13 protein-coding genes are annotated in these 26,964 nt (G+C 64.2%); 6 read left to right on the top strand and 7 right to left on the bottom strand.

The window, feature by feature from the left end:
* Positions 1-50: 50 nt before the first annotated feature.
* Both OKA05_RS28120 and OKA05_RS28115 read right to left on the bottom strand, forming a co-directional pair.
* Positions 51-1,412, bottom strand: coding sequence for a sigma-54-dependent transcriptional regulator (locus OKA05_RS28120; protein ID WP_264490553.1), 1,362 nt, complete (start codon positions 1,410-1,412; stop codon positions 51-53).
* Between the two features lie 87 nt (positions 1,413-1,499).
* On the bottom strand, positions 1,500-6,623 hold the full coding sequence (locus OKA05_RS28115; RefSeq protein WP_264490552.1) for a PAS domain S-box protein: 5,124 nt from the start codon (positions 6,621-6,623) through the stop codon (positions 1,500-1,502).
* Positions 6,624-6,966: 343 nt separating this feature from the next.
* Here OKA05_RS28115 and OKA05_RS28110 point away from each other — a divergent pair, with 343 nt between their 5' ends.
* Positions 6,967-15,267 carry a beta strand repeat-containing protein gene (locus tag OKA05_RS28110; protein WP_264490551.1) on the top strand — a complete coding sequence of 2,767 codons (8,301 nt, stop codon included), beginning with the start codon at positions 6,967-6,969 and terminating at the stop codon, positions 15,265-15,267.
* 302 nt (positions 15,268-15,569) lie between these two features.
* Here OKA05_RS28110 and OKA05_RS28105 read toward each other — a convergent pair whose 3' ends face one another.
* From OKA05_RS28105 to OKA05_RS28095, 3 genes are all read right to left on the bottom strand, one after another.
* Positions 15,570-17,072: a hypothetical protein gene (locus OKA05_RS28105; RefSeq protein ID WP_264490550.1), complete on the bottom strand. Its 1,503-nt coding sequence runs from the start codon at positions 17,070-17,072 to the stop codon at positions 15,570-15,572.
* 306 nt (positions 17,073-17,378) lie between these two features.
* Complete coding sequence (locus OKA05_RS28100) at positions 17,379-18,476, bottom strand: sugar kinase (protein ID WP_264490549.1); 1,098 nt, start codon at positions 18,474-18,476, stop codon at positions 17,379-17,381.
* Positions 18,477-18,552: 76 nt separating this feature from the next.
* Positions 18,553-19,530 carry a phosphoglycerate dehydrogenase gene (locus OKA05_RS28095; RefSeq protein ID WP_264490548.1) on the bottom strand — a complete coding sequence of 326 codons (978 nt, stop codon included), beginning with the start codon at positions 19,528-19,530 and terminating at the stop codon, positions 18,553-18,555.
* 196 nt (positions 19,531-19,726) lie between these two features.
* Between OKA05_RS28095 and OKA05_RS28090 the strand changes: the two genes are divergently transcribed.
* From OKA05_RS28090 to OKA05_RS28075, 4 genes are read left to right on the top strand one after another with little or no spacing between them, the layout of a single operon-like run.
* Positions 19,727-20,728 carry a hypothetical protein gene (locus OKA05_RS28090; protein ID WP_264490547.1) on the top strand — a complete coding sequence of 334 codons (1,002 nt, stop codon included), beginning with the start codon at positions 19,727-19,729 and terminating at the stop codon, positions 20,726-20,728.
* A complete protein-coding gene (locus tag OKA05_RS28085; protein ID WP_264490546.1) occupies positions 20,728-21,063 on the top strand; it encodes a hypothetical protein in 336 nt (111 codons plus the stop codon). Before OKA05_RS28090 ends, OKA05_RS28085 begins: the two co-directional genes overlap by 1 nt.
* Before the next feature lie 34 nt (positions 21,064-21,097).
* On the top strand, positions 21,098-22,132 hold the full coding sequence (locus tag OKA05_RS28080; RefSeq protein WP_264490545.1) for a hypothetical protein: 1,035 nt from the start codon (positions 21,098-21,100) through the stop codon (positions 22,130-22,132).
* A gap of 5 nt (positions 22,133-22,137) precedes the next feature.
* Positions 22,138-23,121, top strand: a complete 984-nt coding sequence (locus OKA05_RS28075) for a hypothetical protein (protein WP_264490544.1) — start codon at positions 22,138-22,140, stop codon at positions 23,119-23,121.
* Between the two features lie 140 nt (positions 23,122-23,261).
* On the opposite strand, the gene OKA05_RS28070 is transcribed toward OKA05_RS28075, so the two are convergent.
* Positions 23,262-23,762, bottom strand: coding sequence for a hypothetical protein (locus OKA05_RS28070; protein WP_264490543.1), 501 nt, complete (start codon positions 23,760-23,762; stop codon positions 23,262-23,264).
* Positions 23,763-23,901: 139 nt separating this feature from the next.
* Between OKA05_RS28070 and OKA05_RS28065 the strand changes: the two genes are divergently transcribed.
* On the top strand, positions 23,902-24,546 hold the full coding sequence (locus OKA05_RS28065) for a DUF4230 domain-containing protein (RefSeq protein WP_264490542.1): 645 nt from the start codon (positions 23,902-23,904) through the stop codon (positions 24,544-24,546).
* A gap of 136 nt (positions 24,547-24,682) precedes the next feature.
* Here OKA05_RS28065 and metE read toward each other — a convergent pair whose 3' ends face one another.
* Positions 24,683-26,950 (bottom strand): 5-methyltetrahydropteroyltriglutamate--homocysteine S-methyltransferase, encoded by a 2,268-nt coding sequence (gene metE, locus OKA05_RS28060; RefSeq protein ID WP_264490541.1) that lies wholly within the window; start codon positions 26,948-26,950, stop codon positions 24,683-24,685.
* Positions 26,951-26,964: the final 14 nt, after the last annotated feature.

The following is a 26,964-nucleotide window of genomic DNA, read 5'->3' as shown; positions in this document are numbered from 1 at the left end:
AAGATATGCTGAAAATCATGCATGGAGTTGCATTTTGCCCGTCGTCAATGTTACTTCAATCCGTGGCGTTCCAAGAGATTGTAAACGGTGCGCTCCGAGACACCGAGTTCGCGAGCCGTGCGGGCTTTGTTGCCGCCGGTGCGCCGGTAGGCTTCGAGGAAAGTTTCCCGCTCGAGTTCGTGGAGCGTCCTAACTTTGGCGGCGGCAGACGGCCCGTCGCGGCGCGCCTCCAGCAGCGTCACCAAGTCCTTTTCACTTAACTCACTGCGCTCGGTGAATGCGGTCGCCCGCTCGAGCACGTTCTCAAGCTGGCGGATATTGCCGGGCCAATCGTAGGCGGCGAGGGCTTCGCTGGCGTTGGGGGACAGGGTCCAGCCAGCGCTGCCGCGACGTCCCGCGATGCGCCCGAGGATGGCGGCGGTCAGACCGGGCAGGTCGTCCTTGCGCTCGCGCAGCGGCGGGATGGGCAATTCGATGATATTCAGTCGGTAGTAGAGATCCTCGCGGAAGCTGCCGTCGGCGACCTTGGCGTGGAGGTCCACGTTGGTGGCGGCGATGACGCGGGCATTGGTGCGCAGGATCTTGTTGCCGCCCACGCGGAAGAATTCCCGGTCCTGGAGGACGGTGAGGAGTTTCGGCTGAAGTTCGGCGGGAAGATCGCCGATCTCGTCGAGGAAAAGCGTGCCCTTGGAGGCCTGCTCGAATCGCCCGGCGCGGGTGGCCGTCGCCCCGGTGAAGGATCCTTTTTCGTGGCCGAAAAGCTCCGACTCCAACAGCTCCCGCGGCAGGGCAGGGCAGCTCACCGGGATGAAATCCTCCGCGGCACGGGGGCTGAGGCGGTGGATCTCGCGGGCGAAGTAGGTTTTGCCAGTGCCGCTTTCCCCGGTGAGAAGGATGGTGGTGTCCAGCGAGGCGGCCTTTTCCATGCGGCGCAGCAGTTCGCGGACGCGTGTATTCGCACTGCGCAGGCCGCCGCCCGTGGAGGGTCCCAGCTTCGGCACGTTTCCCGCCACCGTCGCCACCACGGGCTCGCGGCGGTCCTGGCGGATCTGCCGCAGCAGGTCGAACAAGCGCTTCAGCTCGAAGGGCTTGGTCAAGTAGTCGCCGGCTCCCGCGCGGAGGGCCCGCACCGCGGTTTCCGCGTCGTTGAGGCCGGTTAGCATGATGACTGGCAGGTCCGGGCGGGCCTGGCGCAGCCGCTCCAAGGTCTGCAGCCCGTCAATGTCCGGCAGTCCATGGTCGAGCACCACGGCCTCGATGCCGTCGTCCAATGCTTCCAAGGCCGCCATTCCGCTGCCCGCCGTCCGTGGCCGCCAGCCGTGATCCTTCGCGGCGATCACCAGCAAACGCTGGATCGTTTCGTCGTCGTCGACGATCAGGAGGTTGGCTTGGTCTTCTCGGCTCAGGGACATCAGGGTCGGGTAAGGTCGGTGAACTTTATTGCAAGTCCAGCACGCGAATCATGGTGCGGCGGGACCGTGTGTGACAACTGGGGGGGATTACGGATCGGAAATAACTCGTTTGAGCACTTTCAGCAGAGTTTCGGCGCTGCATGGCTTGGGCAGGAAGTGGCGGACACAATCACCGGCCTCGCGGGCACGGGCGTCGTGGCCGGTCACGCCGCTGGAGGCGATGATTTTCACGCCGCCATCGATGGCCGCCAGCGCGCGGATCACCGAGGCTCCATCCAAGCCGGGCATCATCATGTCGGTGATCACCACCGAGATGCCGGAGTGATGCTGGCGGTAGAGCTCGACCGCCTCGTTGCCGTTGGCGGCGAGCAGGATCTTGTAGCCAAAGGACTCGAGCGTCCGGCCGGTGACGCGACGGATGAACTCTTCATCGTCTGCGATGAGGACGGTTTCGCCGTCGCCGCGGGGGAGGGGGGTGTCGCCGTGGTCGGGCGCGGTGTCACCCGTTCCCGGCAGGCCGGGCAAGAACAGGTCGAAGCGAGCCCCTCGCCCGACGGGACTGGCCGCGCGGAGGAAGCCACCGTGGCCCTTGATGATGGCCAGCGACGTCGGCAATCCGAGCCCGGTGCCCTTGCCGACCTCCTTGGTGGTGAAGAACGGCTCGAAGATCTTTTCGAGATGCTGCGGCGGAATGCCGGAGCCGCTGTCTTCCACGCTGATCCTCACGTAGGGGCCGGGCTTGGCCCCAGGCTCGCGGGCCGCCTCGCGGGGATCCACGTCGAGGTTTTCCGCGCTGATGGAAATCCGCCCTCCTTGGGGCATCGCGTCGCGGGCATTCACGCAGAGGTTGATGAGCACCTGGTGGAGCTGGGTCGGGTCGCCTTGAAGCGTCCACAGGCTGCGGGGCACGCGAATGTCGAGGGTGACGTCCTTCGGGAAGGTGTCGCGGACGATGCTCTCCACGTCGCCGACCAGACGGCGGGCGTGGATCTCCACCCGGCGGCCTTCCATGCCGCGGGCGAACGACAGCACCTGGCTGACCATGTCCGCGCCGCGACGGGCGCTTCCCGCCAGCGTCGCCAGCAGCTCGCGGCCACGTTCCGAGGTCACTTCGGAGTGGAGCAACTCGATCGACATGCTGATCGGCGCGAGCACGTTGTTGAGATCGTGAGCGATGCCACCGGCGAGCGTGCCGATGCTTTCCAGCCGCTGCGCGCGCAGGAACTGCTGCTGGAGCTGGCGGTGCTCGGTGATGTCGGTATTGATCGCGAGGATATTGCGAGGCTGTCCCGCGGAGTCGTAGAGAAGAGTCCAGCGTCCTTCCACGGTGATCTCGCGACCGTCCCGCGCGAATTGCTGGAGTTCGCCCAGCCACTCGCCGGTAGCCACCACCGTCTGGCAGGCGGCGTGAAAATCCTGCGGATCCCGATAGATCAACGCTTCCACCGAGCGGCCGAGGGCTTCCTCCGCGGTCCAGCCGTAGAGACGCTCGGCGCTCTTATTCCAGTAGGTGATGCGGTGGTCCAACTCGCGGACAAGGATGGCGTCGCGAGCTTGGTCGAGCAGCGAGGCCTGCTCGCGAATGCGCTGGTCGGTCACCTGCCTGTCAAGTTCCGCGGAGGCGCGGGTGGCGAAGATCTGGAGCGTGGACTGCACCAGCGCCGTCTCTTCCAACGGCGCGTTGAAGAACACCACCATGATGCCCGCCACCGTGCCATCGCGATGCCGCAAGGGAATGCCCGCATAGGCGTGGATGCCGAAGACGACCAGCAAGTGGTCCTCCGGAAAAATCTCCTGCACGCCGCGGTCGAAGACGCAGACCTTTCCCTCGCTGACATTCTCGCACGGGGTGCCGGTCAGTCCGTAGGTGACGTTTTCCTCCAGCTTGCCTGCCAACACGAAGGACAGCGTGGTGATCGAGAGGTCGGCGGAATTCAACCGGCCGATCAAGCCTCCGTGTGCTCCCAGCGCCTCGACCATGTTCAAGGTCAGCAGGTCGAAGAACTCGGTGCCGGTGCCGGAAGAAACCGCCTGGGCCACTTTCAGCACCACTTCCTCGGTGCGGCGCATTTCCTGCCGCGAGCGCAGCGTGCCGATGCCGAAGGCAAGGTCGTCTGCCAGTTGTTGCAGCAGGCCGAGCTCGTCGTCGGCCGCTTGAAGAGCGTCCGGCGAGTAAAGGGTGAGCAAACCGAAAACCCGGTCGCCATCGCGCAAAGGCAGGCAAATCACACCGCGGTAACCGCGGGCGATTGCATCGTCCAGCCAGTGGAACGATGCGGTGTCCCTGGTGATGTCACGGCATACGACGGTCTCGCCACTGCGGATGGTCTGGCCGGCCGGTCCGCGTCCCGTGGAGCACTCTTCGTCCCAAGAGAGGCTGATCTTTTCCAAGTAGCCGTCTTCCACGCCCGCCCAAGCGATCGGGTCGATGCTGCGTTTCGCGTCGTCGCGAGCATAGCCCACCCATGCCATCCGATAGCCGCCGGTGTTGACTGCGAGCCGGCAAATCTCTTCCAGCAAGTGGTGCTCGCCGGTGGCGCGGGTGACCGCCTCGTTGCAGGCGCTCAGCATTTGCAGCGCGCGGTTGAGGCGGGCCAAATCCTGTTCCGATTGCTTGCGCGCTGTCAGGTCGGTCATGCCGCCGACCATCCGGAGCGCGCGGCCGTTGTCGTCGCGGATCACGAACCCGCGGTCGAGCACGTAGGCGTAGCGCCCGTCGGCGCGGAGGAAGCGATATTCGTCGGACCAATGCTCTTCCCCCTCCGCGATGGTGCGGCGGATGCCGGGCAGCACGCGGCGAACATCTTCCGGATGAATGCGATGATACCATGACTCGGCGGAGCGCTCGATCTCGCTGCGCTTGAAACCGAACAGGGTTTCGAATCCCTCGTTCCACCAGATCTCGTTCGTGGCGAAGTCCCAGTCCCAGACGGCGTCATTGGTCGCACGGGCCACCACCTCGAAACGCTTGCGGGTTTCGCGAGCGGCTTCCTCGGCCCGTTGGCGCTCGCTGCCTTCCAGTGAGAGGGAGACAAGATTTCCCACCGCGGCGGCGAAGGTCTTTTCATCGCCGGTCCATGTCCGCGGCGGTCCCACGTGCTCGCTGCACATCACGCCCTCAATGCCGCCGCCCAGATGGATCGGCGCGTCGAGCATCGATGAGATCCCCAGCGGAACCAGGTAGCTGGAGGCAAACTCGCAAGTGCGCGGATCGCTCAACGCGTCGTCCGCGGCGATCACATCCATTTCATCCATCGCCCGGAAGTACGCCGGGCAGGTCGCGGAGGTCAGCACCATGCCGCTGCTGTGGCGGTGGGTTTCCAGTTCGTAGAGATCCACGCAGTGGATGGCCGTATGGTCCGCGTTGTAGCGCCAGATGCTGACCCTCGAGACGCCCAGCGCGCGGGCATGGACCTCGGTGATGCGGTGAAAGGCGCTCTCCCCATCATCGGTCGCCAAGGGCGGCAGGTCGGTCAGCGCGATGAGGGCATTGCGCTGCCGGACGTAGCGTTCTTCGGTGGCGCGCGCATCGTCTTCCACCCGCTTGCGCTCCGTGGCGTCGCGCATCACCCCGACCTGATAGGCGGGACCGCCGTCCGTGCCGCTCACGGGGACAATGTCCACCTCCAGCCAAAGTTCTTCGCCGCTCTTCTTGTAGTTGATCAGCTCCGCCCGCACGGGCTCGCCGCGCATCAAGGCGATGCGGATCCGGTCGAGTTCCGCGCGTTGGGTCCGCGGTCCCTGGAGGAAACGCGGTGATCTGCCCAAGGCCTCCTCGCGGGAGTAGCCGGTCGTGCGGGTGAAGGCGTCGTTGACGAAAAGGATCCGCGGCTCCGGTTCATCCCAAATGCCCGAGTTGGTGATGATCACCAGATCGTTGATCCGTGCCACACTGGCTTCTAACAACCGCAGTTGTTCGCGCGACTGCCGCCGTGCCGTCACGTTGCGGAAGTATACCGCCAGCCCTTCCTCCGAGGGGAAGGCGCGGATTTCGAACCACTGGCCGAAGGGCTGGTAGAAGAACTCGTCCAGCACGCTTGGCCGGCCCTTCTCCATCGCCTGCCGGTAGGTGTCTTCCACGGTGCTGCCGCAGACGTTCGGGAACTCTTCCCAAATGATCTTCCCTAACAGTTCGTCGCGCTCCCGCCGCAGAATGCCTTCGGCCTCCGTGTTCAGGTAGGTGAACTGCCATTGGCGGTTCAGCGTGAAAAAGGCATCGGTGATGCTTTCCAGCGTCGCGGTCAATCGCTCGGCCAGTTGCTGTGCCCGCTGCTCGGATGCTTTCCTCGTGGAAATGTCCTGAAAGGCGCCCTGGATCCTGCGGATTGTCCCGCCGGCGTCGCGTACGGCTTCGCCACTGGCCCGCACCCAGACCCGGCGGCCCTTGGCGGTCACGAATTCCAGTTCTTCATCGAATGGCGTGCCCACCGTTCCGCAGCGGTCGAAGACCTCGAGCAAGCGTTTGCGCGACGTTTCTTCGTAGAAGTCGAAGGCCTCGGGTGCCGTCGGTTCGTAGTCGGGAGCTGCCTCATGGATGGCCCGGACTTCATCCGACCAAGTGATCCGCATTTCCGGCATGTCCACCGTCCAGCCGCCGAATCGCGCATTGCGGCCGGCGATCTTCAGCAAGGTTTCGTCCTGGCGCGATTTTTCGGCCGCCCGTCCACGCTCGATCGCCAGTGCCACTAGCTTCGCCGCCGACTCGGCACGGACCAATTCGTCTGGCAGCGGCAAGCGGTTCTCGCGGTAGTAGATTCCCATGATCCCCAGCACCTTTCCGTTCACGGAAAAGACCGGCACCGACCAGCACGCCTTCAGGCCGTGCCGGATCACCAGCTCCCGAGCCGAGATCCAGTTGGGATGGATCGTGATGTCCTCGATCAGCACGGTTTCGCCGCGCGCTGCGGCCGTGCCGCAGGAGCCGGAGCCATCCTTGATCGGCAGTTGCCGGGCCGCTGCGGTGAATTCCTCCGGTAGTCCCGGGGCCGCAGCCAGCGTCAAGGTCGTGCGTTCCTCGTCTGCCAGGTAGATCGAGCACAGCGCCCCATCGTCCGACATCTCCTGGATGCGCCGCGCGATGTGTTCCAGTACCGCTTGGAGCGGCTGGCCGGAGAGGATCAGTTCCAATGCCTCCGCATGACCAGCCCAGAACGCCTCCTGCCAAGGGCGTGGCGTGCATTCGCGGCGGTGGTCGGTCGGAAGTTGGCTCATGGATTGCGGGACGCTCTCTGGGGGGAGTTCCCGCCGGGATTACCCGGTGTTTTCGTGGGGAATGAAATGACGTTCGGGCTGCCGGCTCTCTTGCGCGGTGTCGGCAAGCTGCTGGAAATCCGCGCGGGCATGCCACGGGCGGTGCGAACATGCAAGGCCTGCCCGGTAGCTTTCCGAGGGACGAGGAGGATGGGAGAGTGGCGGGGAGGGTCGGAAATCGCAAAAAGTGACAAGTAAAGTATTATTTTGACGGCTTCCGCATTCTTCTGTTACGAATGACGCTGTCTGACAGATCAAATTTGTCGGGTAAAACCCTCGAACCTCCTCTAACTCCCCAAACCCAATGACAACCAGAGCCTCCCTGCAGGCGCTGGCGCTCTTTGCTGCGCCAGCCTCCTTCGCCGCCAACCTCTACTGGGACAACAATGGCGGCACCGCCAACGATTGGTCCGCACTCGCCAACTGGTCCACCGTGGTGGCCGGTGGCACCGATCCCGCCGCCGTTCCCGGCTCGGTTGACCTCGCGATTTTCAGCGCGTCCTCGGTCGCCAGCGGACAGACCGTCAATCTCAACGCCGCGCGTGCGGTGACCGGCTTGAGCTTCACCTCGTCGCAGGCCCATGCCCTGCAAGGCGGTGGCACCAACCAGATTCTCACCTTGGGTGCCAGCGGGATCGACCTGACGGGCACCGGCGCACAAGTCATCGGCTCGGCGACCGCCGGCCAGCAGGTGGCCATCGCGCTCAGCGGGAACCAACTCTGGACCAACAGCAACAATACCGGCTCCCTCACCGTCAACAATGGCGTGGCCCCGGCCACCGCTGCCAACACGACCCTGACGCTGGGCGGTGCCAGCACGGCCGCCAACCGGATCAATGGCGTGATCGCCAACAACGGGGCGGGCGTGACCAGCATCACCAAGACCGGCACCGGCACCTGGTATCTCGGCAACACGACCGCGGCCCCAGCCAACACCTTTACCGGAGCGGTCACCATCAATGGCGGCACCTTGCGCGTCGAGCGCCCGAACACGGTCGCCACCTACGCGAACCTTGGTGCCGGTGTGGTGGCGGTGAATAGCGGTGCGACCCTGCATTTCTTCACCGCCAGCAGCGCCAACGTCCTCACTCACACCAACAACCTGACCCTCAGCAGCGGGACGATCTTCTACGAGGATGGCAATACCACGCTGTCCGGCACCGTGGGGCTTACCGGCTCGAATACCTTCCGTGGCCGCTGGGATGACAAGAACCTGACCCTTTCCGGCGTTGTGTCGGGCACCGGCGGCATCACCAAGATCAACACCACGGCTACCGGTGCGGTCGAATTGATCTTGTCGGGTGCCAACACCTTCACGAGCGCTGCGACGGGCGGCGTGATGACGATCAACGGCGGCTATGTCCGCTTGGCCAATGCTGGCGCGCTCGGCAACACGCCGACGATCCTTGCCAACAACACTCAGGCTGCATCGACGGTCGGCGTCCGCCTGGCCGGCGGCATCAACATCGGCGCAGGCCGCACCCTGGTCCTGCGCAATGGTCCCAACCTCGCCAACGACCAGCGGGCCGCTCTCGACAACATCTCTGGCAACAACACCTGGTCCGGCTCGATCGTGCTGGAAAGCCCGGTGGCCGGCGTGCGCAACCAGACGCTCTCGGCCGCCTCTGGCACCACCCTCACCATCAACGGCACCGTTTACAACAGCCCCACGCTGCCCTCCGGCGGCCTGTTCGTGCGCGGCGCCGGCAACGGGATCATCAATGGCAACGTCTTCCTGGGGAGCGGCATGTTCCTCAAGACCGATGGCGGCACTTGGACGGTCAACTCGACCGGAAACACCCAAGGCTCCACCACCGTCGCGAACGGCGGAGTGGTGATCAACACCACCAGTGCTCTCGAACCCGGCAAGCCGCTGACCCTCGGAGAAGGCAACTCCAACTCCGGCACGCTGACCATCAACAGCGGCTTCAGCCAGAACTTCGCCACCATCGATTCCGCGGTCGGCAGCAACGGTGCTCACAACATCACTGGCGCTGGATCGCTCGACACCGGTCTCGCAGGCACCATCGCCACGATTGGCAATGGCACCGCAGCCGACGACCTGACGCTGTCGATCGCGACCGTGACGGGCAGCGGTACCCTGACCAAGGCCGGAGAGGGCACGCTATTCGTCAATGGCACGACTGCCAGCGCCCCGGTCGCACTCTCTGGTGGCACCCTGCGCGGTGCGGGCACCTTCACCGGCGGGCTCACGATTGGCACCGGCACCACCCTGATGCCGGGCAACACCACCACAGCGGGCAGCATCACCGCCAGTGCGCTTGCCCTGACGAATGGCACGCTCGCCGTGAATCTGGGCTCCGGTGGCAATGACGTGATCAACGTGACCAGCTCCGGCGGCCTGACTCAGAGCGGAACCACCACCGTGAATGTCACCCCGACGGGGACGATTAGCACGGCCTCCACCTTCTATCCGATCATTTCCTACACCGGCAGCTCGCCGGGCACCGCCGGCTTCAGTGTCGGCAGCCTGCCCCCACGCGTCGCCGGCTCGATCACCGATAATGGCTCGGCGATCGGTCTCACCGCCACCAACGACAAGGTCCGCTGGACCGGCACCAACGGTGCGGTCTGGGACATCAACACGACCCAGAACTGGCGGACGGTCGCCGGAAATACGGCGACCAATTACCTGCAGGGTGACGAGCTGATCTTCACCGACGCCGGAGCCAATACCTCCATCACGCTTGGCGTGGCCGTCACCCCTGCGTCGGTGGACTTCCAGAATACCTCGGGCGGTCCCGCCTACACCTTGTCCGGTGCCGGAGCGCTCACCGGTTCGATGCCCTTCGCCAAGACCGGCACGGGCACGGTCACCCTCAGCGGCAGCGCCGCCCATTCCTACTCCGGTGCCACCAGCATTGCTGCCGGCACCCTGGAAGTGAATGCCGCCACCAGCAACCTGACCGGCACCAGCGGCGTGGATGTCGCCGGGGGCGCGACCCTCCGGCTGTTCGCCGCCAATGCCGACTTCGGCTTCAATCGCGTGCTGTCCGGCAGCGGGACCGTGGAGATCGATCCGCTCGCCGGCGGCACCCCGCTCCCCCGCAGCCTCACGCTCACCGGTGCCAGCCCGTCCTTCAGCGGCACGCTGCGGCTGGCCCCGTCCGGTACGCTTGCCGCCAACGGTTCGTTCCGTCTCAGCAGCGTGGCCCCGGCCGCCCTCGGCACCGCCAGCATCGAAGTCAATCCGCGGGCCCAGTTGTGGCACACCGGGACCATTGCCAACAACCTGATCCTCGCCGGCTACGGCTTCCAGGAAACCAGCGGTGGCACGGCGGCCACGGCTGCCACCGGAGCCGACGGCAGCTCGCCGACAGTTCCCTCCGGCACCTATGCGGGCAGCAGCGGCATCGGTGCCATTCGCATGAACGACGGCGGAGGGATTTCCGGCAACATCCTCCTTGCGGACGATGCCAAGATCATGCCCTACGGTGGCACCGGCACCTTGTCCGGCACGCTAACCAACGCCACCCCGGCTGACGACCTCGTCGTCGGCGGCGGTGCCTCGGGTGCCAACCTGGTCCTCACGGGCAACGCTTCCGCCCTCGAGCGCATCTGGGTCAACGGTGGCGGCACGACCGGCACCAACACCCTGGTCATCGGCAACAACACCACGACCGGTACCCTCGGCAGCGGCGACGTGGTTCTGTATCAAGACGCCGCGGCCGCCGGCTTGCGGATGCAGCGGTCCGACGGCTACTCGCTGCCGGCCGGGCAAAACATCATCGCCGCCCACAACGGCACCGCCACCAACCTCACCAAATCGTTCCTGCATGCCAACACGACCGGCACTGGCTTCACCATCGGTGGCGGCGGGGCCAATGTGATCGATCTCACGGACGGCACCAACGGCGGCGTCCTCCAGGTCGGCACCAACGTTACCGGGGCCGTGCTGAACCTCGCTTCCGGTGCCACCGTGGAAGCCCGCGGCCTGTGGGTCGGCGACAACGTCAACAACTCCTCCACCGTCAACCAGACCGGCGGGTCCGTCGCGGTGAACGGCATCAACACCGACACCAGCAACAACATCCGGGTCGGCCACTACGCGACGGAAACCTCCACCTACAACCTGTCCGGCGGCACCTTGAGCTTCGGTTCCGCGGCACCGGCCACCACGCCCTCGGCGACCGGTGAACTCGCTGGCGGCATCTACGTCGGCGTCGATGGCCAGGGGATCCTCAACCATTCCGGAGGCACCGTTTCGACCAACTTCGTGGTCCTCGACAACCGCAGCAACACCGCGTCCGGCGTCAACATGACGACCGGCATCGACCAGTACAACCTGTCCTCCGCCGGCTTGCTCGAACTCAAGTCGGCCTACGGGGTGATCGGTCGTAATACCTCGACCCTGGTGAACCTCAACGGCGGCACCGTGCGGATCACCGCAGCCGACGGTTCCGACGTGGCGCTCAACAGCGACATCAACAGCTCCGGCACCACCACGCTGGACACGGTGAATGCCACGCGGACCTTCAGCCTGATGAACAACATCACCGGCAACGGCACGCTGAGCGTGACCGGCGGTGGTGCCATCAGGCTCAATCCGGACAGCAACGCCACCCGGACTGGCACCTCGACCGGCTCCGGCACCCAGTCGATCTCCGCGATCCTCGCCGGCTCCAGCGCGGTGACGAAGCTCGGCAGCGGCACCACCACCCTGGCCGCCGTGAACAGCTACAACGGCGCCACCACCGTCAGCGCCGGCCGCCTGAACATCGACGGAAGCATCCTGAACTCGGTGGTCAGCGTTGCCAACGGCGCCGGGCTCGGCGGTGAAGGTTCGGCTGGCTCCATCACCTTCGGCAGCCTCGGCGGTGACGCGACCAGTCTCTTCGCCGACGCCACCACGCCCGGCGCGCTGACGTCGACCGGGACGCTGACCGTGAACGGAACGGTGAACGTGAACCTCGCCGGCGCCCCGGCCGGCGCGGGTGCCTTCACCGTGCTCAACCATGGCGGCACCGTTGCCACCGCGGCGAACTTCGCGCTGGCCAACGCCGCGAACTATCGTTCGAGCACCTTCAACGTGGGCGCGAACAACGTGACCCTCGACGTCACCAAGAAGAGTCTCGTCTGGGACGGCAGCACCACCACCTGGGAAATCGCCGGCACCGACAACGACTGGAACGCCGGTGCCAACGACAACTTCTTCACCGGTGACAATGTGACCTTCGACGAGACCCACATCGCAGGGGACCAGACGGTGACAATGACCGGTGCGCTGTTGCCCGGGTCCGTCACGGTGGATAACGACACTTATAAATATACCCTCACCGGCAGCGGCTTCGGCGGCTCCGGCGGGCTGACCAAGACCGGGGACGTCGACCTCGATCTGGGAGGGGTGAACACCTTCACGGGGCCTGTCTCGATCTCGGGCGGCATCGTGAAATTGACCACGACGGGCGCGCTTGGAAACGGCTCGGCGATCGCGATTTCCGGCGGCGGAACGCTGGATCTTGGTTCCCACACGGCGAACACCCTCAACCTGGGCTCCAAGGTGGTCACCATTTCCGGCACGGGCGTGACCGGCCTCGGCGCGATCACCCAAAGCGGAGCGAACGACCAACAGAACGCCTTCCAGTTCCTGACGCTCGCGGGGAACGCCACCATCAGCGGCAGCGGTCGCTACGACGTGCGCGGAGCCTCCTCCGTCCTGGACCTCGGCGGATTCACCCTGACCAAGGAGGGGTCAAACAAGGTCTACGCCACCGTGGACGGCACGGTCACTTCCGGAAACGTCCAGGTCAACGGCGGCACCTTCGCGGTATGGAACGGCACCGTCCAAGGTTCCGGCACGATCACGGCCGATTTCGGCGGCACCGTTGAGATCAGCAACACCGTCATCGGCAAGTTCACCCGTCAGGTCACGCTGAACGGCGGCAGCCTCACCAGCGCTTCGGCGGCCACCACCACCGGGAACGTGGTGCTCACCGACGACTCGACCTTCACCAACACGGCCGACCTCTTCATCAGCGGCGCGCTGTCGGAAACCGGCGGCCCGTTCGATCTGGTGAAGACCGGTGCCGGAGCCTTGGTTCTGAACGGAACCAACAGTCTCACAGGAAAAGTGAACGTCTCCACGGGTATCCTCCGCGTGACGGGCGATGCCCTGCTGGGCCCCGTCCCGGGATCTCCGGTCGCGGACTCCATCACCTTGCAAAGCGGGGGCCGCCTCCAGGCCGGGGCAACCACGGGCGTCGACATGACCCTCCACTCCAACCGTGGCGTCACGCTCGCCACGGGCGATGGCGGCTTTCACGTGTGGACCGGCTTCACCATGAATTACGGTGGTGCGATTACCGGACCGGGCAACCTCACCAAGTCCGACGGCGGCACCTTGGTCTATTCCGGCACCGCCAACCACACCGGCAGTACCAACTTCAGCGCAGGCACCGCCACGCTCAGCGGTGCGACGCTGTCGTCCACCGCCAATTTCCTGATGACCGGTGGCATCACCAACCTGAACAGTGGATCGCTGGTCACCACTGCTGGCAGCACCACGATCGGCACCGCCACCTTCAACGTCGCTGGCGGCTCTTTGACCACCGGACGGTTCGTCCTGGACGAAGGTTCCAACACCTCCTCCACGGTCAATCACACCGCGGGCACGGTCAGCATTACCGGCACGGACAATACCAACACCAATCAGGCGTCGTTCCTATTCGGCCACTGGGCTGGCGGTAACACCGCCACCTACAACCTGAGCGGCGGCACGCTGAACTCCACCGGTGCTGAATTGAGCTTCGGCTGGGATTCCACCAACGCGGTGTTCAACCAGACAGGCGGCACCGCCAATCTGTTGGGCCTCGACCTTGGCAACACCAGGAACAACACCGCCGTTTACAATTTGAATGGCGGCCGTCTCAACCTCGGCGCGAACGGCATCACCACCAACGGCAACAAGACGGTCAACCTCGGCGCGGGCACCCTCGGTGCCTTCGCCAACTGGTCGTCCGGCCAAGCGCTCGCCATGGCCGGCGCGGTCACACCGACGACGGTGGACACGCTCGATTCGGTGGATGGCATCACTGCCCGCACCATCACCCTCAGCGGCCTGCTTTCCGGCAATGGCGGCATCGTGAAGGCGGGCGCCGGGACCCTCACGCTGAATCGCACGGGAGCGGCCTCCAATACCTACAGCGGCGGCACCACGGTCAACGCGGGAACCCTGAAGCTATTCGGCAACAACGACGCCGCCAGCGTGGTCGGCTCCGGTACCCTGACCATCAATGCCGGGGCCATCGTGGAAGCCAACAGCCACAATGCCCTCGGCCAAGGCGCGGGCGCGGCGCTCACGCCGGTGGTAATCAACGGTGGCTCCTTCCTCGCCGATGAATACAACCACCTCAACTCGGCCACGCTGACCGCTGGCACCATCGGTATCCGCTCCGGCGTCACCCAGGTGGATGGCATTGACATGCGCACTCGCAACGCCGTGACCCCGGTGCTGACGAGCCTGGCCCATGCGAGCCCCTCGACGGTGACCTCGAAGCTCAGCCTCACCAACAACACCACCGTCTCGGTGGCGGACGGTGCGGCAACCACCGACTTGCAGATCAGCGGTGCGATCGTCGGAGTCGGCACCTTGACCAAGACCGGTGCCGGCACTCTGGAACTCACCGGCGTGAGCACCTACACCGGGGCCACCAGCGTGAACGCCGGCACCCTGCGGGTGAATACCGGTTCGCTCGGCAACACCGCTGTCACCGTGGCCACCACGGGCACGCTCGGCGGCACCGGCTCCATCGCAGGCGCCACCACCGTTCAAAGCGGCGGCACACTGGCCCCCGGCAATAGCGCGGGAACGCTGAACTTCGGCTCCACCGTCAACCTCCAGGCAGGCTCGAGCTACGCGGTGGAAATCACCGGCGCTGCCACCCATGACAAGGTGGCCGCGACGGGTGCCCTCACCGCCAACGGCACCATCGCCGTGACGCTGAGCGGCTACACCCCGGTGGCTGGCAATACGTTCGACATCGTGGACGCCGCCAGCATCACCGGCACGCCGACCTTCAACTTCACTGCAGCCGTGCTGACCGCCGGCTTGGTGTGGGATACCTCGGCGTTTGCCACGACCGGCGTGATCAGCGTGGTCACCGACGATCCTTACACCGCGTGGGCCTCGTTCTACGGCGTGACCGAAGGCAAGAACGGCGACGATGACAAGGACGGCGAAAGCAACCTGCTGGAGTTCGCTACCAACTCGAATCCAGCCAACGGCTCGTCCCGCCCCCGTGCCTACGGCAAGATGCATGTGCTCGGTGGAGACAAGGCGCTGACCTACACCGTGGCCGTTCGCAAGAACGCCGTCTTCGCCGCCGGCGCGCCAGATGCGAGCAAGCGGGAAGCCATCAAGGACAAGGTGGAATACACCATCGAGGCCTCCAACGAACTGGGCATCTGGAACTCGGTGGTCGTGACCGAACTGGCACCCGTGGATGCCGCCGCGGTCCAGACCGCCATCACGCCCGCGTTGCCGGCGCTTGATGCGGACTGGGAATGGCACACGTTCCGCACCGATGGCGGCGCTCCGGCCGATGTGAGGGACTTCATCCGCCTGTCGGTGGCCGAGGCTCCCTGATCGCTTCCGGACGGTCCTGCTTCACTCCCCGCATCCGGCAACGGGTGCGGGGTTTTTTTGTGGGTGGGATCAACGGGTGACGGCTGTGGCGAGAATTGTCAGGAGCTTGCATCAAGGTGGCCCCGTTGTTCGCGCCTGGACCTCTTCGTTCCGGGGGAGAGGTTCGTTTTCCCAACGTCGTCGTCTCGATTGGCAAATCTCTCTGGTGCTTCGCCCGACCGGAGCCCATCGACAGAAATGTCGATGCCCCTTACCCTTCATAAGCCCGCCTCTCTGGCAGGCTGTCCCCGTGCCTCGCCTGCTCAGTAGGCAGCCGCGGGGCGGGTGATCTTGATGCGGAAGAATCGCTTGGAGGGAGCTGCCGGGATCGTCTCGTTGTACATTACCGAAAAGGTTTTCAGCTCGTTCGGAAAGGTGCCGCTCACCGAGGATTGGACGATGATCAGCGGGCTGCTGGCACCAAGGGTGGTCCAGGTCACGGCGTCGGTGGAGGTCTCCACGCCGTAGGTGATGCTCTTGCTGTTGCTGAAGAGCCCCCCGGCACCGTTCGAGATGGCGGAGCCGATGGTCGGAATCTGGAACTTGAATTTGTTCTCTGACAGGGGGAGACCCGGGGCAGAGGGGGCGGTTGGCAGGATCTTGATCCCGGCCGTGCTCGAGTTGAATGCGAGGTCGATCAAATCGGAGCGGCCGTTGCCGTCGGTGTCTAGGTCCTCACCTGGAAATGCCATGAATGCCTGCTGCAGGCTGTTCCGGTAGAGCAGGTGGGGCTTGCCGTTCTTGAAGTGGAGTCCGCGCACTTCGGCTGTGCCGTTGGTGTCAGTCACCGGATGGAGGACGTCGTAGGCGGAAGTGGTACCCGGCTTCAGGTAGTGGATCTCTTTGGCCAGTCCATCGAGCCAGACGATGCGTTGTTTGTTGTCCGGTCCCGGCGCGCAGATGATGCTTGTCGGGGAGCAGAGGCCGATGGTTTGGACGGGATCGGTGAGGCCGGCTTGCTTGAGATTCCAAAAGCCGTCCTGGGCCGCCTTGGCGAAATAATACAGACGGTCCACACCCCCGAGCCGGTTGCCTGCGATGTGCTCGGCGATGTTATTGCCGAGGTTCTCGGCCGAGCCGGCGGCGATATTGGCATTGGTCACGGTCGCTCGCAGGAGGGAGTAGACCGTACCGGTTTGGAGCGAGGCGTAGATTTTGGCTGCCTTTGTATCCGAGGGGATGACCACAGTCTGTCGGACGAACTGGCTCTGAGTGCTCAGGTCCCGGGGCGTCGACCACGTCCAATCGCCGGAGGCAGAGCGGAAGGCATACCTCAGCGTTTCCGAGGTGGTATTGGGACTTCCAAGGTAAACGATATGGAGACCGCCTCCGGCGTCCCGAGCGGCGCTCAGCCCGATCGAACTGATTGGAACAGGGACGGTGGACCTGTCCACTTTTTCGCTGAGCTTGAGCTCTCCCGCGGCATTGAAGAAGCGCAACCACAATTCGGTGTTGTGCGGGGCGATCACGTATGCAGAGCCGTTGGTATACGGCACGATCACACCCTGCTTGTTCAGGCTGGGTGTCCCGGTCAGTGCGCCAGCCGTCCAGTTGGGAGGACCACCCGTGAGAATCCGGTGATTCACCGTGGCTCCGGTGCCGGTAGCCTTGACCAGCACCCGCGGGTTGTCGTTGGCGTCGGGGAAAAGGTACCAATTGTTGCTTGCGCCGGTCCCGGTGGCGGCGGCGGCCAGGGGCGCGGTTTGCCACGAGTCGAGGTCCAGAGCCGCTCCCGCCGCCATCGTGACGAGGGCCGGAAGGAGCAAACAGCGGGGGAAAACCGATTTCACGCGGCAGGGCCTCGCATGGAGACCGCCCGCGTGCAAGGCCGCAGGTGTGAATTTGCTAACTGTCACGCAACTTGCACGGTTGTGTGACGCACGGGTGCCCGGACTGCGGTGACTTGTCACCGCTTTCCGGCAGGCGACTGGTCGCCGTGAAGGGCCTCTGCGGCCCGTGGCTCCTTTGTTTTCGTCTCGGCAAGCCTCGCGGGGAAAGCTGCGACAAGTCGCAGCACTCCGTGGAGATGGCACTTCGTGCCGGACTCTTATTGGCCTGAGCAGGTGATTTAACTACCGGTCCACCCGGGCCGAGCCGCCGCCGACGAGCTTTTTCACCTCATCGACCGTGGCCATGGTGGTGTCGCCGGGGGTGGTCATCGCGAGTGCGCCGTGGGCGGCGCCGTATTCGACGGCCATCTTGGCGTCATTGAACTCCATAAAACCGTAGGCGAGGCCGGAGGCGAAAGAATCGCCGCCGCCGACGCGGTCATAAATTTCGAGCTTCGGGCGATGGGGCGCCTCGTGGAATTCGCCGGCGTGCCAGCAGACTGCGCCCCAGTCATTGATGGTGGCGCTGTGGACATCGCGCAGGGTGGTGGCGACGACCTGGAAGTTCGGGAAATCCTTCACCGCGCGCTCGATCATGTTCTTGAAGTTGTCCACCTCGATGCCGGTGATGTGCTCGCTCACGCCTTCCACCTCAAAGCCGAGGGAGGCCGTGAAGTCCTCCTCGTTGCCGATCATCACATCGACGTATTTGGCGATCTCGCGGTTGACTTCCTGCGCCTTGGCCTGACCGCCGATCGACTTCCAGAGGGAGGGGCGATAGTTGAGGTCATAGGCGACGATGGTGCCGTATTCCTTGGCCTTCTTGCAGGCCTCGATGGTGAGTTCGGCGGTCGTTTCCGAGAGCGCGGCGAAGATGCCGCCTGTGTGGAACCAGCGCGCGCCGTGCTTGCCGAAGACATCGTCCCAATCGACATCGCCCGGCTTCATCTGGCTGGCGGCGGTGAGGCCGCGGTCGGGGGTGCCCTTCGCACCGCGGATGCCGAAGCCGCGTTCGGTGAAGTTGAGGCCGTTGCGAATGTTGCGGCCGATGCCATCGAAGGGCTTCCACTGGACGAAGCGGGTGTCGACGCCGCCCTGCAGGATGAAGTCCTCGATCAAGCGGCCCACGTCATTGTCGGCGAAGGCGGTGACCACCGCGGCGCGCTTGCCGAAGCAGCGGCGGAGGCCGCGAGCGACGTTGTATTCGCCGCCGCCTTCCCATGCCTGGAACTGGCGGGTGGTGCGAACCCGGCCGTCGCCGGGATCGAGGCGGAGCATGATTTCACCCAGCGAGATGATGTCGAACTGGCAGGAAGCAGCGGTGCGAAGCGTGAGAGACATGGGAAGATTTGGGAAATTGGGAAATTGGGAAATTGAGAGATTTGGGAATTGAGTTATTGGGTGATTTGGGAGGGAATCATTCGTCGGAAGGGATGACGCCGTTGGCGCAGGCGATCGGTCCGGTGCCGGAGAGGAAGTTGAGGAGGTTATCCAGCGACATCTTGGCCTGGCGCGGGACGCTTTCAAAGGTGCGCGAGCCGATGTGGGCGGTCACGATGACCTTCGGGTGAGAGAGCAGGGGATGATCGGCCGGCGGGGGTTCTTCTTCCATCACGTCGGTGCCGTAGCCGGCGAGGCGGCCGGAAGCGAGGGCCTCGAGGATGGCGGCGGAGTCGGCGAGTTCGCCACGGCCGGTGTTCACGACGTAAGAGCCCTCAGGCATCAGTGCGAGGCGCTGGCGGTTGATGAGGTGGTGGGTCGCCGCATTCAACTTGGTGTGCGGGCTGATGATATCCACGGCGGAGAAGAGCGACTCGACCGTGTCGTGGCGGATCACGCCGTATTGCGCGGCGATGTCGTCCGGCCAGAAGTTGCCGAAGCCGTGGATCTCCATGTCGAAGCCGTGGGCGCGGCGGGCCATTTCCTGGCCGATGCGGCCCATGCCGATCAGGCCGATGCGCTTGCGCCACAGCTCGTGGCCGGTGATTCGCAGCCACTTGCCCTGACGGGTGGCATTGACCGTCTCGACGAGGTTCTTCTGCATCGCCAGCAGCAGGCAGAAGGTGTGCTCGGCCACGGTGGTGTGGTTCACGCCGGGGGTGAAGAGGACGGGAATGCCAAATTCCTTGGTGGTGGCGACGTCGATCTTGTCGAGGCCGATCCCGTATTTCGAGATCACGCGCAGGCGCGGCAGGCTTTTCTCGATGACGGCGCGGGTGATGGCGTCGTCCCCGCACAGGAAGGCGTCGAATCCGCCGGCGAGCTCCAGCATCCGGGCCTCGGTCAGTGGGCCGCGTTCGCGGACGATCTCAAAACCCTGGCTCTCAAGCTGGGCGTGGTGGGGTCCGGGAGTGTCCTGGAAGCTACAAGTGGTCAGTAGTACGCGGGTCGGCATGGCGTTCGGGAGCGTTTTGGAGGGAGGAAAGCTGTCATACAAGTGTGAATTAGGGCATCGTTGGAAAAGGATTCCGGACCCGGCGGCGGGTTTACGTGAAATTTACATGAAGTCCGAATCAGAGCTTGGAAAACACTTATGCCACATGAAAGAATCCGCCTTGTAAATCGTTCCTATCCCTGTTGAACTTTTCCCGATGAAGGCGTTAACTCCTCCCCGCCTGTTAGCCGCTGCTGCGGCAGCATGCTTCGTGCTCCCGTCCTGCCAAAGGAACACGGAGGCGAAGGCTGATCCGCAATGGTGGAAACTTGAATCCGAGAGGGTCGAAGTGGCTCATCAGGTCGAGCTTCTGGAACTGCGTCTTTCCAAACAGAAAGCCGGTGACCAAGGCTTCGCCGCTTTGACGGCGGAAGTGGAACGCGGCGACGCTTGGCGTCGTGAGCTAGCAGCGCAACGCGACGAGGCCCGTGAGGAGGTCGAGCGTGCCCATGAGTCGCTGGAAATTGCCAAGAACGAATGGATGCGGGCGACCCGCGGCGCGGCCGTAGGGCGCGAGTTCGCGAAGTTCACCGGACTTCGTGGCCGGTCTTATGAAAACGCGGTGATCACCCGGGTCACGGATGTGGGTGTCGAGTTTCGTCATGCCACGGGAACGGCCCGGCTCGCGGCGGCGGATCTGACCCCGTCCCAGCACGAGATTTTTGGATTGGATGCGGAGATCGCTGGTGCAGCGATTCGCCAGGAAAAGGAAACTGCGCTTGCCTACGACTCTTGGGTCGATGAGCGGGTGACTGCCGCAGCCGAGGTCCAGAAAGAAGAAGACGATCGCAGGGCGTTGGCCATGGCGTCGACGCCCGAGCCTCGCGCCACTCCGTCGATTGCTGCCACTTCGCCAGAGACTTTTTCCCGCTCCCGCTTAAGCGAGCGGCCACGGAGCTTTGGCAGCAGCGGGACCACGGTCTGGTATTCCAATTACTACTCGCGGCCTTACTACCGCTCCTACTCATACGTGCGGCCTTACCGTCCATCGGCGTCGATCTTCTACGATCCCTGCACTGGTGGTGCACCGGCACGGGTCAATACGCCGCAGTCGTATCGGACCCCGAGTAAGAACTGGACCTTCAAGCCCCGGTCGGCTGGCTCCAATGCTCCGGTGACCTCCGGCTACCAGTCTCGTCCTTCTTTCACGACTCCCTGATGAAATCCATATTCCCTTTGTGGGGCCGCTGTGTGGCGGCCCTATCTATTTGTGTTGCATTAAATTCCTGCGGCGACGATCCGGCTTTGGTTCTCAAGCGCGATGAACAACGTGCCGAGATCAGCAAGCTTCAGGGCGAGCTTTCGATTCTTCAGGAGCGGATGGAGCAGATCCCGCCGGACCGGAGTGCGAAGATCGACGAGCTGAAGCAACAGGCGGAAGACAATCGCACCCAGATTTCCACGCTGGAGTCCGAGGTCGAGGCGCTTGAGAAGGAGAAGGCCGATGTTGAGAAGCAGCATCAGGCCTATCGCCGCAAGTATATCGCCAAGTAGCCTTCAAAGTTTACCATTCGACCATTCGAATCCCATGGGATTTACCGATCTTCTCACCAGCAGCCGCGGCCCCGGTGTCATTGGCACCTTGCTGGCGCTCCTCGTCCTTGTCGGCTTCGGCACCCTCTATCTCTTCGTGTTCGACGAGGGCTTGCAAGGGGGCCAGAAGAAAATCGAAGCCGTGATCCGTGACGAAGGTCTCGAGATCGGCAGCCTCAAGACCCAGATCCAGAATGCCAAGGATCGGCTCGAAGAAGCTGGCGTCGCCAAAGCCAAGGCGCGGGAAGCGGACGAGCTGACCACCCGGAATGCGGGCCTCGCCAAGCAGATCGAGGAACTCAATGCTGCCAAGACGGCGGCCAACGAGGAAGTCCAGAAGGCCTTGGCCGACTGGGAGGGATACAAGGATCAGTATCGCGCCTCCGAGTGGGGTTCCGCGGTTGGGAACAAGATGGACGACATCAAGACTCCGTCCGGCGAAGTTTTCTCCAATGTCGAAGTGAAGGCGGTTGATCACACGGGAGTGCGGATTACGCATTCGGCCGGATCCAAGACGATCAAGCCAGAGGATTTGCCTGCGGATCTCTTTGATCGCTTCCAGTTCGACTTGGAAAAGAAGAAGGCGATCGAAACCGCAGCGGACGCCGTTTTCCAAAACCTGACCAACGATGTCGAACTCACGAACCTCGGTGAGAGCGGCAAGGGGAAATTGCGTCAGATCGAGACGCTGAACCAAGAGATCACCACCTTGAATGCCGCGGTGGTGAAGGCCAAGGATTCGATCGGTCGCAATCAAGCGGCCATCGATGGCAAGCGTCTGGATATCGCCCGTGAGAAGACCAAGAAGCTGAGCCGCGCCCCGCAGATGCAGGAAGAACTCCGCGTCATGGAGCGGGCGGCGCGCGAGAGCCGCGACTCGATCCCGGCCAACGAATCGAAAATCCGGCGGGCCAAGAGCGACATCTCAAAGCTTCAGGACGAGATCCGTGAGATCAAGGAGAAGATCGCCAAGGTCGAAGAGGCCAAAAAGGGTCAGAATGGCGATCCGGCCACTGCCCCTAAGAACTGAGTTTCATGCTGAATGACTCCAACGATCAGTCCGGGATGGTCGGCTTTCTGGTCGGCATCATCGTGCTGGTGTTCGCGGGCATCGCGTTCTCGCTGATGGTGGACAAGCGCTTCAAGTTCTCCAGTGGCAAGGCGGACCTGGAGCAAGTGCTCAAGGAGGAGAAGCACGAGCTGGATACCTTGCGCCGGCGGGCCGAGATCGCCCGGGACGAATTCCGGGAACGGTCCCAGCCCATCACGGGACAGCCCGTGGATTTGGAAAAGGCGAAACTTGCCGCCGCCACGAGTACCGAGCGCCTGAAGGAGCTGCGCAGCCAACATGCCGTCCTGAAGGGTTCGGTCGAAGGGGCCAAAGCATCGTTCGCGGAATACCGGGCCGCCTTCCGCAAGCAGGCCCGACAGGCCGCTGCGGGTGAAAAGATGGCGCAACTCGAGGCAGTCGGCGGAAAGGTTTACCGCGAGGTGACCATCCGGCGCGTGACCCCGGCCGGAGTCGAGATCGTTCACTCCCAAGGTGTCTCCAGCCTTGGTCCGGAGGATTTGGCCGCGTCCTGGCAGGAGCGTTTCCAGTGGGATGTCGAGGAGTCGATGGAGGCCCTGAGCCGGGAGAAAGCTGCCGCAGACCAGCACGAGAAGCTGGTCGCCACCCAACTTCAGGGTCGCCCGGTGCCGGCGAAGCCGGAGCCGGGGATCTCACCCGAAAAGCAGGCCAAGCAGGACGCGGACAAGAAGCTGGCGGGACTGCGGCGCGACGTGAGCGAAGCCAAGCGCCGCCTCGACCGGGCCGAGCTGGAGGTTTCGCGGATCCGCAATGAAGCCCAGACGAACCGCGGCAAGTCGGTTCCGGGCAGCCTCGAAACGTGGGCCGAGCGGATTTCGCGGCTTGAATCGGGCGTTGAAGCCTTCCGCTCCCAGTACGTCGACGCCCGCGGCCGCTTGGCCACGGTGGCTCCCGAAGACGTCCTGTTGCGCGATTCCTCGTCGCAATAAGGGCGAGGCTCAGAAGCCATCTGAATACCGTCGGAACGGTGCTCTCAAAGATTGGCCGTTGAAGAACCAAGGGGGAGGGGCGGGACGCCCCTCTAACGGACTGGGGCAAGATGCCCCAGCTACATTTTTCAGGTAGGCGCTCAGGCCAGCACCAGCTGGGAATCGTTCTCGAGCTTGGCGGTGAGAGCATCCCATCCACCGGGGCGCTGGAGGCTGAAGACGCGAAGATAGAGCGTCACCACCTTTGGATCGTAGTCTTTCAGCAGCGTATCCACAGCCCCGTCGAGCTTGGCCGCGTCGATCTCCGTTGGCAGGTCGCCGGTGACGGAGCCCTTTCCATCGTGCTCGATGCCCATGGCGTCGCAGAATTTCGCGAGCATCTCCTGGTGGCCGGCCATGAACCACGCCTGGAGCAGGTGCTCGCCGATGGTGTCGGACTGCTTGCTCCGCAGGGTCTTCAGGATCCATGCATACTGCTCTGGCAGCGGCTTCTTCTGGATGAATACGAGGCGCAGCTTTTTGCTCTGCGCGAGGGTGGCGACGGCGGACTTGTAAACATTCCGGTCGTGGTCGCGGAACCAGTCGAGCAGTTGGGTGACGAGGGCGGGATCGGCGGCGCTGAAGAGTTCGTATGCTTTCACGGTGGGAAAATCGGTTGGCAGGGACTCCAAGTGATGCCGCCGGAAATGCCAAACACGGATTTCCGCAAAATCCCCGTTCCAACAACGGTAGCAATCCCCGCTTGCCGCGGCTTCTGCCCGCTTTCTAGTGTCATCGCCCATGTCCACGCATCATCCCGAACTCTGGAAGACCCTGCGCTGGTTCGCGCTGCTGGCGGCCGTGGTGCTGGTTGCCTGGCTGGGCATCCGGACCTTCGAGCGCGGCGTCGGCAGTGGCGTCTCGGGTCTGGAGAAGGTGCTCGGCGCCATCACCAACTCCGACACCCGCGTGGTGGAGGGGCGGGCGGAGATCATCGAGAAGACGGACGTCACGGAACTCGCGCTGGTGAAGATGAAGATGAGCACTACCCGCACCTTCGAGAACGAGACTTTCGTCCTTAAGTATTTCTCCGGTGGCAGGAAACGGCTGATCATCCAGGGCGAGTATGACGTGAGGGTCGGCTACAAGCTCGAGCCCGGGGTCTCCCTGCGGATGGATGGCGATACGCCGGTGGCGACGTTTCCCGAGCCGGAAATCCTGTCGGTGGAGCTGATCGACTACCTGCCCCTCAGCGAGGAGAGCGGGTGGTGGAATGGCATCACCCCGGATGACCGCGCGCAGCTCCTGCGTGACCTGCGCGACCAGATGAGGATCAAGGCCGAGCAAAGCGGCGTGCTCGACATGGTGGAAAGCACGCTGCGGACGCGGTTGAAGGATTTGTTAGGAACGGGGGATGTGAAGGTGGAGCGGGCGGAAAAGAAGTGACCGTCCCGCCGCCGCGCACCTTTCCGTAGGCGCGGTGGTGACACCGCGGAAGCCACCAGTGAAGCGGACTTCACCCTGGCTTCCGCGTTCTCACGAACGCGCCTACGTTGAATGCGCGCCATAGGTTACTTTGCCGCTACACCGCCGCCACCGTCTTCGTCCTCATGGCTTTCGCCGCGGCGACGAGGTTTTCCAGCGAGGCTTTGGTTTCTTCCCAGCCGCGGGTTTTGAGCCCGCAGTCCGGATTCACCCACAGCCGCTCCGCCGGGAGCACGTCGGCCGCTCGCTCTAACAGGGCCGTCATTTCTTCCACCGAGGGCACCCGCGGCGAGTGGATGTCCCAGACGCCGGGGCCGACATCGGAGCCGATGCCGCCAGCGGTGACGGCATGCAGTGCCTCCATCCGGCTGCGCGAGGCTTCCAGGGAAATGACGTCGGCTTCCAGCGCGGCGATCGCGCCGGCCACGTCGTCGAATTCCGCATAGCACATGTGGGTGTGGATCTGCGTTTCATCGCGGACGCCGGCTACGGCCACGCGGAAGGCGCGGACGGCGGCCTCGAGGTAGCTCTCCCGCTCGGCGGGATCCAAGGGCAGGCCTTCGCGCAAGCCGGGCTCGTCCACCTGGATCACGCGCAGTCCGGCAGCTTCTAGGTCGGTCACTTCTTTCCGGATCGCGAGGGCGAGCTGGAGCGCAACCAAGGCCCGTGGCAGATCGACGCGGACGAAGCTCCATTGCAAGATAGTGATCGGGCCCGTGAGCATGCCCTTCACCAGTTTGCTGGTGAGTGCCTGGGCCTTCGCGCTGACGCCCACGGTCATCGGGGTGGGGCGGACGATGTCGCCCCAGATGATGGGCGGCTTCACGCAGCGGGAGCCGTAGCTCTGCACCCAGCCGTTCGAGGTGACGGTGATGCCTTCTAACATCTCGCCGAAGAACTCGACCATGTCGGTGCGCTCGAATTCGCCGTGAACCAGCACGTCGAGGCCGAGGTCTTCCTGCAGGCGGATCGTCTCGCGCATCGCGGCGTCGAGCCCGGCCTCATAGCCAGCGGTATCGAGTTCGCCCTTCCGGTGGCGTGCGCGCAGCCGGCGGATCTCGGCGGTCTGCGGAAACGAGCCGATGGTGGTGGTGGGGAAGAGCGGCAGCTTGAGTACCTGCCGCTGCAGTTTCAGACGTTCTTCCAAGGGTCTCCCGCGGTTGGCCGCGCTTTGATCGAGCCTCGCCACGGCTTCGCGGATCTCGCGAATCTTCACGCCGGGATGGGCGCGCCGCGAGGCCAGCGCGGCCCGGGTGGCGGCACCGGCGTCGGGATCGGGCTGGGCGGCGGCGAGTGAGAGCAACTCGCCGATCTTCTCCTTGGCGAAGGACAGCCACGACCGCAGCACGGGGTCGAGCGTGCTCTCGGCATCGAGCCGATGCGGCACGTGCTGGAGGCTGCACGAGGTGCCGAGCCACAATTGTTTCTCGCGGAACGATGCGGCGAGGGCCCGCAGTACCTCCACGTCCGAGCGCCAGATGCTGCGGCCATCGATGAGCCCGAGCGACAGCACGCGGTCCTGCAGGTAGTTCGCATGCAACCATGGGAGATCTGCTGCCGCGCGGGTGGCGTCGACGTGCAATCCATCGAAGCCCAAGGCGCAGACCCGTGGCAGGGCGTCGCCGAGACGGCCGAAGGGAATGCCTAACAGCAGCTTCAAGGGCGCGGCCGGGCGAAGCTCGTCCCACGCGGCTTCCAGCCCGGAGAGCACGGCTTCGTCGCGACGGCTGGCGAGTATCGGTTCGCTGATTTCCACCCATTCGGCACCGGCTTCGGCGAGCGCTTCTAACAGTTCTCGATAGACTGGGACGAGTCGGCCGATGAGCGACAGCGGATCGCCACCGTCCATCTTCGAAAGGGCGAGGAAGGTCACCGGGCCGATGACCACCGGCTTTGGCCGGAAGCCCGCGGCGATTGCTTCCTTGGTCTCCTGCACGGCCTTGTCCCATGTGAGCCGGAAGTCCTGCTCCGGCTGCAGCTCCGGCACCAGGTAATGGTAGTTTGTGTCGAACCACTTCGTCAGCTCCAGCGGCACCACGTCGGGCGCGCCGCCTTGGCGGCTGCGGCCACGAGCCATGCGGAAGTATCGCTCCAGCGTCATCGGAGAGTCCGCCGGGCCGAAGCGCTCGGGGATCGCGCCGAAGGTGCAGGCGAGGTCGAGCATGCCATCGTAGAGGCTGAAGTCATTCGTCGCGGCGAAGGAGAGCCCTGCCTGCTCCTGCCAATGGCGCAGGCGGAGCTCCTTCGCAATGCCATCGAGGCCCGAGGCATCGAGCTTGCCGCTCCAGAAGGCTTCGAGCGCTTGCTTCAGTTCGCGCTTTTCGCCGATGCGCGGGTAGCCGGAGACGTGTGTGGTTGCATTCATCGTCGCGCAGCATG

Origin of the sequence: Luteolibacter arcticus, from assembly GCF_025950235.1 — a bacterium.
Lineage (GTDB): Bacteria > Verrucomicrobiota > Verrucomicrobiia > Verrucomicrobiales > Akkermansiaceae > Haloferula > Haloferula arctica.
The sequence above is the reverse complement of the archived record's forward strand: the minus strand, read 5'-3'. Positions and strand labels throughout refer to the sequence as shown.

What these genes read in the sequence shown, in the direction of transcription:
- OKA05_RS28120 (WP_264490553.1), bottom strand. Translation starts at nt 1,412, where the DNA reads ATGTCCCTGAGCCGAGAAGACCAAGCCAACCTCCTGATCGTCGACGAC.
- OKA05_RS28090 (WP_264490547.1), top strand. Translation starts at nt 19,727, where the DNA reads ATGAAGGCGTTAACTCCTCCCCGCCTGTTAGCCGCTGCTGCGGCAGCA.
- metE (WP_264490541.1), bottom strand. Translation starts at nt 26,950, where the DNA reads ATGAATGCAACCACACACGTCTCCGGCTACCCGCGCATCGGCGAAAAG.
- OKA05_RS28065 (WP_264490542.1), top strand. Translation starts at nt 23,902, where the DNA reads ATGTCCACGCATCATCCCGAACTCTGGAAGACCCTGCGCTGGTTCGCG.
- OKA05_RS28110 (WP_264490551.1), top strand. Translation starts at nt 6,967, where the DNA reads ATGACAACCAGAGCCTCCCTGCAGGCGCTGGCGCTCTTTGCTGCGCCA.
- OKA05_RS28085 (WP_264490546.1), top strand. Translation starts at nt 20,728, where the DNA reads ATGAAATCCATATTCCCTTTGTGGGGCCGCTGTGTGGCGGCCCTATCT.
- OKA05_RS28080 (WP_264490545.1), top strand. Translation starts at nt 21,098, where the DNA reads ATGGGATTTACCGATCTTCTCACCAGCAGCCGCGGCCCCGGTGTCATT.
- OKA05_RS28115 (WP_264490552.1), bottom strand. Translation starts at nt 6,623, where the DNA reads ATGAGCCAACTTCCGACCGACCACCGCCGCGAATGCACGCCACGCCCT.
- OKA05_RS28100 (WP_264490549.1), bottom strand. Translation starts at nt 18,476, where the DNA reads ATGTCTCTCACGCTTCGCACCGCTGCTTCCTGCCAGTTCGACATCATC.
- OKA05_RS28075 (WP_264490544.1), top strand. Translation starts at nt 22,138, where the DNA reads ATGCTGAATGACTCCAACGATCAGTCCGGGATGGTCGGCTTTCTGGTC.
- OKA05_RS28095 (WP_264490548.1), bottom strand. Translation starts at nt 19,530, where the DNA reads ATGCCGACCCGCGTACTACTGACCACTTGTAGCTTCCAGGACACTCCC.